Source organism: Dokdonella sp. (assembly GCF_036518555.1).
Taxonomy (GTDB): Bacteria; Pseudomonadota; Gammaproteobacteria; order Xanthomonadales; family Rhodanobacteraceae; genus Dokdonella_A.
The window spans coordinates 1-11,289 of sequence record NZ_DATDMY010000057.1; the positions used below are offsets into that span (position 1 = coordinate 1).

At 69.6% G+C, this 11,289-nt stretch carries 11 protein-coding genes; all 11 read left to right on the plus strand.

Going from position 1 to position 11,289, the window contains the following annotated elements; translation table 11 throughout:
* Positions 1-188, plus strand: a 188-nt coding sequence (locus tag VI238_RS03335; RefSeq protein ID WP_331648430.1) for a hypothetical protein, incomplete at its 5' end; no start/stop codon positions are given.
* Positions 185-817, plus strand: a complete 633-nt coding sequence (locus tag VI238_RS03340) for a class I SAM-dependent methyltransferase (RefSeq protein ID WP_331648432.1) — start codon at positions 185-187, stop codon at positions 815-817. The genes VI238_RS03335 and VI238_RS03340, both read left to right, overlap by 4 nt.
* Positions 814-1,794, plus strand: coding sequence for a glycosyltransferase family A protein (locus VI238_RS03345; protein WP_331648434.1), 981 nt, complete (start codon positions 814-816; stop codon positions 1,792-1,794). The genes VI238_RS03340 and VI238_RS03345 overlap by 4 nt, the downstream gene beginning before the upstream one ends.
* Positions 1,791-3,314 carry a hypothetical protein gene (locus tag VI238_RS03350; protein WP_331648436.1) on the plus strand — a complete coding sequence of 508 codons (1,524 nt, stop codon included), beginning with the start codon at positions 1,791-1,793 and terminating at the stop codon, positions 3,312-3,314. The genes VI238_RS03345 and VI238_RS03350 overlap by 4 nt, the downstream gene beginning before the upstream one ends.
* 31 nt (positions 3,315-3,345) lie before the next feature.
* Complete coding sequence (locus tag VI238_RS03355) at positions 3,346-4,860, plus strand: hypothetical protein (RefSeq protein WP_331648438.1); 1,515 nt, start codon at positions 3,346-3,348, stop codon at positions 4,858-4,860.
* A gap of 53 nt (positions 4,861-4,913) precedes the next feature.
* The gene (locus VI238_RS03360) at positions 4,914-6,071 is read left to right on the plus strand and encodes a glycosyltransferase family 4 protein (RefSeq protein ID WP_331648440.1); all 1,158 of its coding nucleotides are present in this window, start codon (positions 4,914-4,916) and stop codon (positions 6,069-6,071) included.
* Entirely contained in the window at positions 6,068-7,297 is a 1,230-nt protein-coding gene (locus tag VI238_RS03365; protein ID WP_331648442.1) for a glycosyltransferase, read from the plus strand. The genes VI238_RS03360 and VI238_RS03365 overlap by 4 nt, the downstream gene beginning before the upstream one ends.
* An 82-nt stretch (positions 7,298-7,379) precedes the next feature.
* Positions 7,380-8,504: a glycosyltransferase gene (locus VI238_RS03370; protein WP_331648444.1), complete on the plus strand. Its 1,125-nt coding sequence runs from the start codon at positions 7,380-7,382 to the stop codon at positions 8,502-8,504.
* 24 nt (positions 8,505-8,528) lie between these two features.
* Positions 8,529-9,350 carry an FkbM family methyltransferase gene (locus VI238_RS03375; RefSeq protein WP_331648446.1) on the plus strand — a complete coding sequence of 274 codons (822 nt, stop codon included), beginning with the start codon at positions 8,529-8,531 and terminating at the stop codon, positions 9,348-9,350.
* Positions 9,347-10,228 (plus strand): glycosyltransferase family 2 protein, encoded by an 882-nt coding sequence (locus VI238_RS03380; RefSeq protein ID WP_331648448.1) that lies wholly within the window; start codon positions 9,347-9,349, stop codon positions 10,226-10,228. The genes VI238_RS03375 and VI238_RS03380 overlap by 4 nt, the downstream gene beginning before the upstream one ends.
* 28 nt (positions 10,229-10,256) lie before the next feature.
* Positions 10,257-11,288: a polysaccharide biosynthesis protein gene (locus tag VI238_RS03385; RefSeq protein WP_331648450.1), complete on the plus strand. Its 1,032-nt coding sequence runs from the start codon at positions 10,257-10,259 to the stop codon at positions 11,286-11,288.
* Position 11,289 lies beyond the last annotated feature (1 nt).

An 11,289-nucleotide genomic window follows, 5' to 3' on the forward strand; every position in this document is an offset into this window, starting at 1 on the left:
TCGTGCACTCGGGCGTGGACTATCCGCTGCGCACACCGGCGCTGATGGCCGCATGCGCGCTGCTCGCGGGTATCGCAGTCGCCGCGGCCGGCGCGCCGTCGACGCGCGACGGCGAGATGTCGCGCAAGCGGGTCGTTGCGAGCGCCGCCGCGGCGGCGGGCGAGGCACACGAAGGGCAAAGGCGATGACGGACGGGGATGCGGAGTACATCGCGCGATTGCTCGCGGCGGGGATGCTGGCGGGGCCCGTGCTCGAGCTCGGCGCCGGATACGGCGGCCAAACCTGCCGCCAGGCGGTCACGGCCGCGCAGCTCGACTACTTTGCCACCGACGTCGAGGGCACGGTCGATGTCGTCGCCGACTTCTCCGATCGACTCAGCGTCGCCGGCGCCTTTGCTTCGCGCACGTTCGGCACCGTGCTGGTACTCAACGTCCTCGAGCATACGTTCGAGCCGATCGCGGTGCTCGACAACGCCGCGAGCCTGTTGCGTGCGGGTGGGCGACTCGTCGTCGTGACCCCGGCGGTCTGGCCGATCCACCGGTACCCGATCGACTGTTATCGCCTGCTGCCCGATTTCTACGTGCGCTATGCGCAGCGTCGCGGCTTGTCGCTCGACCAGCGCTGGTTCGAATACGTCGGGCGAGGGCGCGTGCACGACCACGTCGACGCAAGCGGCGATCCCGGCCTTCCAGCACCGCTGCAAACCGGCTTCGGCCGCTGGCGCTCACGCATCGTCCATCGCCTGTTCGACACATCGGGTCGGGACGTCACGTTTCCCGCTCACGTCGCGATCGGCGCCGTGCTGGAGAAGCCGTGAATCGGCATGCGGACCCGCACGCCGACGATCGCGTGGCCGCGCCGCGCATTTCGGTCTGTCTGCTGGCGTTCAACCATGCGCACGTGATCGAATCGACCGTCGCTTCGGTGCTCGAGCAGACGCTCGCGGACGTCGAGATCCTGTTGAGCGACGACTGCTCGACCGACGGCACCTGGGACGCGCTGCGCCGGATCGAGCAGCGCGATGCGCGCGTACGCGCGATCCGCACCCCGCACAACCTCGGCATGGCCGAGCATGCGAACTTCGCGGTCGCGCGGTCGTCGGGGGAGTTCATCGCGCTGCTCCACCACGACGATCTCTACCGTCCGGACCTGCTCGAGAAGTGGGCCGGCGTGCTCGAGCGACATCCCGACGCGGGTTTCGTGTTCAATTGCTACGGCGAGGTCGACGGCGATCGCATCTGCGGCGCGCCGATGCCAGGCGAATGCATCGATGGCGACTGGCTGCTCGAGCGGCACCTGTTCGCGCGCTGGGGCTGCCTCATTCGCGGCACCGCGATGATCCGCAGGAGCGCATGGCTGCGCGAGGGTGGCATGCGTGCGGCGTTCGGCCTGCTCGCCGACGTCGACCTCTGGATGCGACTCGCGATGCGCGGCCCGGTCGGTTACGTCGACGAACCCTTGATCACGGTGCGACACGCGCGCCCGAGTTACTATCCCGACATCTACAAGGGCGGTACCTGGTCGTGGACGCGCCTGCGCCTTCTCTACGAGATCCACGCGGCGAACCGCTCGACCTACCTGCGACGCAAGCGCTTCGCAGGACGCCTGCGCTGGCTCGCATTCCGCTACCGGCTCAGCGCCGAAACCGCCAAGTGGATCGTCTACGCGCTGGTACGACGCAAATACCCGATGCTGCGCAGCTGCGGTGACTCGCGCACGGCCTACGACGTCTGGCCGCTGCGCGCGTTCAGGGCGCTGCTGCTCCACGCAACGCGGTTCCTGCCCTCGACATGAACGGCTCCGGCGTCGAGCACCGTGCAGCGGCGGTGAGCCTCGTGAATGGCCTCACCGCGCTGCTCTCGATCGTGTTCCAGCTCGTCTCGGTGCCGGTGTGCCTGCATTTCTGGGGCCGCGAACGCTACGGCGCGTGGCTCGCCGTGTTCGCTGCCGCGACGATGTTCCGCATGGTCGACGGCGGTTTCATCGATTACGTAGGCAACCGGCTCAACCTCCTGTACCACACCGACCGCGACGAGATGCGCCGCGTGCTCGCCTCGTCGGCGCTCGGCTCCGCGGTGCTCGGCGTCGTCCAGATCGGCATCGTGTGCGCGGCGCTCGCCTTCGGCGGCCATGACGGCGCATCCGCCAGCGGCGCGACCGCGCGCGCGCCGGTCGCGCTCGTCGTGCTCGTCGCTGCGTGGGTGATGTCGGGCTCGTTCATCGGCATCGTGCATCGCCTGCTGGTGCCCGCGGGCATGATGTACCAGGCGGCGTGGTGGGCGATGGGCTACCAGTCGGCGATCTTCGCCGGGCTCGTCGCAGCGGCGATCGCGCGGCTCGATCTCGTCGCGACGAGCCTGCTCGTCGCGACCGTGCAGGCATCGGTCTATTTCGCTTCGGCGTTCTACATCCGCCGTCGGCTGCCGGAATTCTTCCCGTGGTGGCAACGCCCCGACACGCGCACGGCATTCAGCGACCTCGCGAGGTCGATGACGTTCGTGCTCGGCACCGCGCTGCAGCAGGCTGCGACCGGAGGCATGGTCCTGCTCGTCGGCGCCGTGCTCGGCGTCGCGGCGGTACCGGTGTTCACGACGATGCGCACGATGGCGAACCTGTGGAACACGTTGACGGCGACGCTGACCTCGCCGCTGCTGCCGGACCTCGTGCGCTATCACGCCCTGGGCCAGCCCGCCAAGCTCGTCGCCCTAGTCGAAGCGCACGCGTGGCTGGTCGGGACGCTCGTCGATTTCGGCATCGTGATCGGCTTTCCGTTCATGGTCGCGCTTTATGCGGTGTGGACGCGTGATGCGTTGCCGCTCGATCGGCCGCTGCTCGCGGCGCTGCTCGCGGCCGCGGCGCTCTACAACGCGGGCGCGCTCATGAGCGTCTACCTCACGGGCATCAACGACGCGCGCGCGGTCCTCGGCCTCGCGTTCGTCCGTGCGCTGCTCACACTCGCCGCCGGCGCAGCCGCACTGCGCTTCGGCGTCGTCGGCGCCGGCCTAGGCATCCTGCTTGCCGAGGCTGCCTGTTTCGCGCTCGCGGCCCGGGTGCTGTTTCCCGCGGCGCTGCGGCGCCTCGACCCCGCGACGCGACGTCCACGACTCGGCTGGGCCTGGACGACGGCGGCCGCCTCGATCGCGTTCCTTGCCGTGGCCACGTTCGGCGCGGGCCCTGTGCCGTTGCTGCTCGCGCTCGTCGCGGCCGCGATGCTGGTGTCCGCGTGGCGCGGCTTCCGGCGGCTCGACGTCGACGTGCGCCGCCGCCTCGTCGAGCTCGGCGGGCGCTGGCTGCCGATGCGGAGCGGTTCATGAATCCGTCGATGCGCGGCATCGGGGCGGGCCGGTGAGCCGACGACGCCTGCCGCCGCTCGTACCGGCACTCGCCGCGGCGGCGACGGCGAGCCTGCTCGCGCTGATGGCGTCGACGGGCATGCTCGGCGCGCGCACGGTCTTCATGCTCCTGACGCTGCTACTGCTCGGTTACGGTGTCGCGGAAATAGCACGCGTGCGCCGCGTCCATCCCGACCGCTGGATGCTCAATCCCGCCGTCATCGCCTGCATGCTGGTCTTCTGCCTGAGCTTCGGCGTCGGCAACGCATTGTTCTTCCTGCCCGCGGACACGCTCGAGATCGTCGGCCTCGTGCCCGACGTCACCCCTGCGATGGTGAAGCTCATGTGGCTCGTCCTGCTCGGTGCGATCGGGATGTGGCTCGGCTACTGGTCGCCGTTCGCTGCGGCCGCGTCCGGTGCGCGCCAGCAGCGCGCCGCAGCGCGCTGGTTCCGCCGCTCCGACGTGCCGCGACGATTCGCATTGCCGGTGCTGGTCGCGATCGCGCTGCTCGCGCGACTGCTGCAGATCAAGCTCGGCGTGTTCGGTTACAGCAGCAGCCACGAGCGCCAGGTGGAGCTCAGCTCGATCACGCAGTACCTCGGCATGGGCGCGGGGCTCGGCTCGGTCGCGCTCGTGGTCGCGTCGCTCGACTACTTCTCCGATCGCTCGCGCTGGTCGGTCCGGCTGTGGTTCGTCGCGATCCTCGCCATCGAGGTCGGGTTCGGCGTGCTGTCGGGTTTCAAGAGCCAGATGGCGATTCCGTTCGTGATCGCGGGCGTGTGCAGCTACCTGCAGTCCGGGCGCGTGCCGCGCGCTTGGCTCGCCGCATTCGCGGTCGCGCTCGTGCTCGCTTACGCGGTGATCGAGCCGTTCCGCCTCACGCGTTCGGCCGATCGGGCCTACGAGGGCACGTCGGTGAGCAGCATCCTCGACGCGTTCATCGCGTCGCGCGCGAGCGACGACACGCGCCCGGGCAAGGGCTCGGTGTGGATCGCGATCGTCGCGCGCTCGACCTTGACCTACGTCGGCTCGCTCGGCATCGAGTATCGCGACGAGCACGAGGAACTTCCCGAGGGCAGTCCTCAATTCCTCGCCAATCTCCTGCTGGCCCCCGCGTATGCGTTTATCCCGAGATCGATCTGGCGTTCCAAGCCGATCGGGGATCTTGGCCTCTGGTACACGCAGGTCGTGCTCGGGCGCAACGTTCCATCCTCGACCGCGATGAGTCCGGTCACCTATCTCTACTTCGCCGGCGGCGCGATCGCAGTGTTCATCGGGTTCTTCTGCTTCGGCGTGCTCTACCGCGTGCTGTTCTTCCTCGTGAGGCCGGACGCGGGCGCCGGTCGCGCGCTCGTCTATCTCGCCCTCGTGATGAACCTCGCCAACGTCGGCAGCGCGGTCGACGGCGTCCTCGTGTTCCTCGTCAGGACGCTGCCGCTCGCTCTCGTGCTGCAGCACCTCGTCTACGCACGGCCGCGCCGACGGTCCGCCGCGCTCGCGCCGAACGCGCAGGCGGGCGTCGCATGACCGGCCCACGCCGGTCCGCAAGCGGGGAGGGCGCATCCGCTACGGCGCCGCGCGTGCGCATCGCGGTGTCCGTCCTCGTCAGCCATCCAATCCAGTATTTCGTTCCGGTCTTTCGCGCGCTCGCGCACGTCGACGACCTCGATCTGCGCGTCGTCTATCGCACGCGTATCGGGGTGGACGGCTACGTCGATGCAGGCTTCAACCAGGCGATTCGATGGGACGTGCCTCTGCTCGACGGATACCGTTCGACGTTCCTCTCCGACAGGGTCAGCGACCGCGGCTTCGAGCCTGCCGTGTTCGCGGAACTGCTGCGCCGCCGGCCCGACGTGCTCGTGATGCACGGATACGCCCGGTCGACTCACCTCGTCGCACTCGTACTCGCAAGGCTGCTCGGAATCCGCGTGCTGATGCGCGGCGACACGCGCGCTTCGCCGCGCCATGCCAGCCGCGCGAAGCAGGCGCTCAAGCGCGCACTGTTCATGCTCGTGGACGGCTGCGTGGCGATCGGATCGGCGAATCGCGACTTCTATCGCTCGCTCGGCGTCGCCCCCGAGCGTATTTTCTTCGCTCCGATGGCGATCGACAACGACGCATTCGCGCTTCGCAGGCGCGACGCCTCCGCGCGGCGCGACGGGCGGATCGAACTCGGGATCGATGCGCGTACGCCGGTGCTGCTTTACGTGGGCAAGCTCACGCGACAGAAACGCATCGACGACCTGTTGCATGCAATGGCGCGCCTGCGCCAGGAGAGCGGCGCGCTGTTGCTGGTCGCGGGTTCCGGACCGGAGGAAGCGTCACTGCGAGAACTCGCAGCGCGCGCAGCGGGCCGCGTGCGGTTCCTTGGTTTCAGGAACCAGAGCGAGCTGCCGCGCCTGTATGCGATCGCCGACGTGCTCGTGTTGCCCGCGCACGACGAGGCGTGGGGCCTCGTCATCAACGAGGCGATGGCGGCGGGCCTGCCGGTGATCGTCTCCGATGACGTCGGCGCCGTGCCGGACCTCGTTGCGGGCAAGGACACGGGCCTCGTCTATCCATGCGGCGACATCGAACGGCTGCTCGAGGCCATCGGGCGGCTCGTCGACTCGCCGGCCGAGCGCGAACGCATGGGCCACAATGCCGCGCGACTCATCGAAGGCTGGAGCGTCGAGGCATCCGCGCACGGCATCGCGAAGGCGGTGCGTGCGCTCGCACGCGAACGGTGGCCGGCATGAAGCTCGCGCTCGTCGTGCCGTCCCTGCTCGACGGCGGCGGCGTGCCGGCGGTCGCGCGCTTCGTCAAGGATGCCGCGCTCGCCTCGGGCGACTGCGAACTCCGCGTCGTCTCGCTCGCGATGTCCAGCCGCGACCCGTGCAACGTATGCCTGACGCGTCCGGCCAGCTGGCTGCGCGGCGTCGGCTTCACGCCGGGCGAGTGGGAAGGACTGCCGGTGCGCCATGTCGGCGCCGTACTCGGCGAATTCGAGTTTCAGCGCTATCGGCCGCGTGCGGCGCTCGCGCGCGCGCTCGCCGGTTGCGACGCGATACAAGTCGTGGCGGGCTCGCCGGCATGGGCGAATGCGGTGTTCGGGCTCGGCGCGCCGGTGTCCATCCATGTCGCGACGCGCGCGCTCGTCGAGCGCCGACGGCGCGATGCCGATCCGCACGGCGCGCTCGCGCGCTGGCGGCGTGCGATGACGCGCGTCACCGATCGCCTGGACGACCTCGCACTGCAGCGCGCGGACGCGATACAGGTCATGAATCCCGCGATGCTCGCCCATGCGCACGGTCTCGTCGGTGAGCGTGGCATCGACATCCGTCTCGCACCGCCCGGCGTCGACGCGGCGTACTTCCGGCCGATGGACGAGCGGCGGCCCGGGGACGGTCCGACGATCCTCTGCGTCGGGCGCTTGGCCGATCCGCGCAAGAACATCGAACTGCTGCTCGAGGCGTTCGCCGTCCTGCGCACGCTCGTCGACGCTGCCACGCGACTCGTGCTCGCGGGCTCTTCCGCTCCGCCGGCGCGATTCTGGCGCCGCGTGGAGGATCTGGGCATTGGCGAACAAGTCCATTTTTTCGAGCGGCCGGACCGTGCTACGCTCGCTCGCCTGTACCGCACGGCGAGCGTGTTCGCATTGCCGTCCGACGAAGAGGGATTCGGCATGGTGCTCCTGGAGGCGATGGCCAGCGGCGTTCCCGTCGTCGCGACGCGCTGCGGCGGCCCGGAGGGCATCGTGACCGACGCCGAGGACGGCTTCCTCGTGCCGCGTGGCGACGCGGCTGCCATGGCACGGCGGCTCGCGCTGCTGTTGTCCGACCCGCAACGCAACGTCGCCATGGGGCGCAGCGCGCGCTCGACCGTCGAGCGTCGGTTCGAGCAACGCATCGCCGCCGCGACGTTCGTCGACGTCTGGCAGCGCCTTGCGCGCGCCCCGGGCGGGACGACGCATGCGCGCGCATGACGTCGCTGCGGGCGGGGTGCATGACGCCGCGCGACTGCACGCGGCCGTTCCGACGCCGAGCGCACTTCGCGGCGAGGCGCCGATGAAGCTCGTGCATGTCGTGCCGCACGTCGATGCCGAGGCAGCGGGGCCGTCGTACTCGGTGCCGCGGCTGTGCGAAACCCTGGCCGCGCGCGGACACGAAGTCGCGCTGGTGTGCCTTGCCGCGCGCGACATCGCGGGCGTACGGGTCGAGCTGCATCGGCAGTGGCCGGTGCTCGAGCGCTTCGCAGTTTCGCCGGGCCACGCGTTCGCGTTGCGCCGTGCCGCCGCGGAGGTCGACATCGTGCACAACCACAGCCTGTGGTCGATGGTGAACGTCGCGGCCGGATGGGTCGTTCCGGCTCGGCGTGCGCGCCTCGTCGCGTCGCCGCGGGGCACGCTCTCGCGCTGGGCGCTCGGACGAAGGCGTACGCTCAAGCGGATGCTGTGGCCGTTGCAGCGGCGCGTGCTCGCGCGCGCCGACCTGCTGCATGCGACGAGCGAGGCCGAGTACGAGGACATCCGCTCGCTCCATCTCGCCGCGCCCGTGGCGGTCGTTCCGAACGGCGTCGACCTGCCGCAGCTGCGCGGAGCGCAGCCGGTGCAGGCGATGCGTACGTTGCTGTTCCTCAGTCGCATCCATCCGACCAAGGCGCTCGATCGACTACTGCGCGCATGGGCGGACCTGCAGGCGCTGCATCCGGACTGGCGGCTGCGGATCGCGGGACACGGCGAACCCCGGCACGTCGCCGAGGCCGCAGCGTTGGCACGGGAGCTGCATCTGCAGCGTGTCGAGTTTGCGGGAGCGCTGTACGGTGCGGAGAAATCGGATGCCTATTTCGCGGCCGACCTGTTCGTGCTGCCGACCCATTCGGAAAACTTCGGCATGGCCGTCGCCGAGGCGCTCGCGCATGGCGTGCCCGCGGTCGTCGCCCGCGGCGCGCCGTGGGCCGGCCTCGAAACCGAGCGCTGCGGCTGGTGGGTCGACAACGATGTCGCGACGCTCGCAGGCGCGCTCGACGCCGCGATGCGCGAACCGCGAGGCAGGCTCGGCGAGATGGGCATGGCCGGTCGACGCTGGATGGAGCGGGATTTCTCCTGGAACTCGGTCGCCGAACGCATCGAGTCGGCGTATCGATGGACGCTCGGCGGCGCGCCGCAGCCGTCGTGCGTGCGGGGAAATTGAGGTGCGCTGCGTGGACGCCCGCCGATGAACGCGTTCGTCCGACGATGGGCCGAGGCGCTGCTCAGGCCGCTCGTGCTGCGGCGGCGCATGCCCGCATCGGCGGGCCGCGGCTGGCTCGTCGTCAGCGCGAAGGTCGGTGGCCTCAAGTACCTGCTGAAGCCGGCGGAGCGCTGGGACCCCGAACTCGTGCGGATCGCGAGCCGGCTCGTGTCCGAGGGCGACATCGTCTGGGACGTCGGCGCGAACGTCGGCTTGTTCTCGAAGGCGGCCTCCGAGCGAGCGGGTCCGCGCGGACACGTCGTCGCGCTCGAGGCCGATGACGACGCGGCGACGCTGTTGCTGCGCACGGCGCAGCTCGCCTCGTCGCGCTGCGCGCCGATGACGGTCGTTCCCACCGCGGTCGGCCGGCGCTGCGGCTTCGCCTCGTTCGCGATCGCGCGCCGCGCGCGCGCGTCGAACGCCCTCGAAGGGTACGGTTCGACGCAGACCGGCGGCACGCGCGAGGTGCGCCGCGTCGCCTCGACCTCGCTCGATGCGTTGATCGACCGCTTCGGGGCGCCGGACGTGGTCAAGATCGACGTCGAAGGCGCGGAGATGGAGGTGCTCGAGGGGGCGTCGCGCCTGCTCGTCGAAGTCCGGCCGGCGATCTACTGCGAAGTCTGCAGCGCGACGCGCTCGGCCGTGTCGCGCCTGCTGCACGCGCACTCGTACGCGATGTGGGACGGTGCGGATTTCGACCAGGCGGAAGGGCTCGGCATCGCGCTCGCCGCGGGCAATACCGTCGCGATCCCGCTCGAGAAGCGCGCGCGCTACTGCACGCGGGCGGGCGAGGGGAGTCCTGCATGAGCGGGCAGGCGAGCGGCGGCCGCGTGCCGATCGCGGTCGTCATGATCGCCCTCAACGAAGCGCACAACCTCGAAGCGGTGCTCGACAACCTCGATGGCTGGGCCGAGGAAGTATTCCTCGTCGACAGTCACAGCGCCGACGGCTCGGTCGACATCGCGCTGCGCCGTGGCGTCCACGTCGTCCAGCGCCGCTTCAACGGCTTCGGCGAGCAGTGGAACTTCGCGCTGTCCGAGTTGCCGATCCAGGCACCGTGGACGATGAAGCTCGATCCGGACGAACGGCTCACCGATCGGCTCAAGCACGGTATCGCCGCGGCGATCGAACGCGGGCAGGGCGACGCGCTGAGTTTCGATCGCAGGCTGTGGTTCATGGGGCGACCGCTGCCGGTACGCCAGCCGGTGCTGCGGGCCTGGCGAACAGGGCGCTGCCGCTTCACCGACGTCGTCGTCAACGAACATCCGCTCGTCGAAGGCCGCGTCGAACGCATCGACGGCGAGCTCGAGCATCACGACAGCCCCGACCTCGAGCACTGGCTCGACAAGCAGAACCTCTACACGAGCGCGGAGGCCGCCGCCGCGCTGCGCGGCGATGCGCTCGCGGCGCCGCCGCGCCTGTTCGGCACGTCGCTGCAGCGACGCATGTGGGTGAAAAGGCACTACAGGAAGCTTCCATTCCGGTACGTGGCCATGTTCTTCTACCACTACGTCGTCCTCGGCGCCTGGCGGGCCGGTCGCGTCGGCTATGCGTGGTCGCACATGCGCTGCGAGGTCTACAGATTGGTCGAATACAAGTTGCGCGAGATGCGATCGACCGGTCGCGTGCCGGTCCGCCGACACGCGGGGCCGGGTGCGCCGGACGCGCGGGTGCGGCAGTACTGATCGCAAGGCGATGTCGAGGAGGATCGGCGTGTTCGACGACAAGGTTCTACTGATCACCGGCGGCACCGGCTCGTTCGGAAACGCGGTGCTGCGGCGATTCCTCGGCACGGGCGTGAAGGAGATCCGCATCTTCAGCCGCGACGAGAAGAAGCAGGACGACCAGCGCAAGGCGTACGCGAGCGACAAGCTCAAGTTCCACATCGGGGACGTGCGCGACCCGCGTGCGGTGCTCAACGTCATGCGCGGCGTCGACTACGTCTTCCACGCAGCGGCGCTCAAGCAGGTGCCGTCGTGCGAGTTCCATCCGCTGGAGGCAGTGCAGACCAACGTGCTCGGCACCGAGAACGTACTCGAGGCCGCGATCCAGTGCGGCGTGCAGAAGGTGATCTGCCTCAGCACCGACAAGGCGGTATACCCGATCAACGCGATGGGTATCTCGAAGGCGATGATGGAGAAGGTGCTCGTCGCGAAGTCGCGCAATGCCGCTCCCGTCTGCACGATGGTGGGCACGCGTTACGGCAACGTGATGGCCTCGCGCGGCTCGGTCATCCCGCTGTTCGCGGCGCAGGTCCTCGCCGGCAAGCCGTTGACGATCACCGACCCGGCCATGACTCGCTTCATGATGTCGCTCGACGATGCGGTCGATCTCGTGCTGTTCGCGTTCAGCCACGGCGGCAAGGGCGACATCTTCGTGCAGAAGTCGCCGGCGGCGACGCTCGACGTGATCGCGCGCGCGCTCGCCGACGTGCTCGGCCGGTCCGGCCACCCGATCGACGTCATCGGCACCCGGCATGGCGAGAAGCTCCACGAGACGCTGCTCAGTCGCGAGGAGCGCGCCCATGCCGAAGAGCTGGACGGCTACTTCCGCATCGCGCCCGACCAGCGCGACCTCAATTACGGCAAGTATTTCGAGCAGGGCGAGACGCGCATCACGCAGAGCGAGGATTACACGTCGTACAACACCGAACGACTGGACGTCGACGGCATGAAGACGCTGCTGCTCCGACTCGACTTCATCCGCGACCTCGTCGCGCAGCGACCGGCGCAAGCGATCGCGTGAC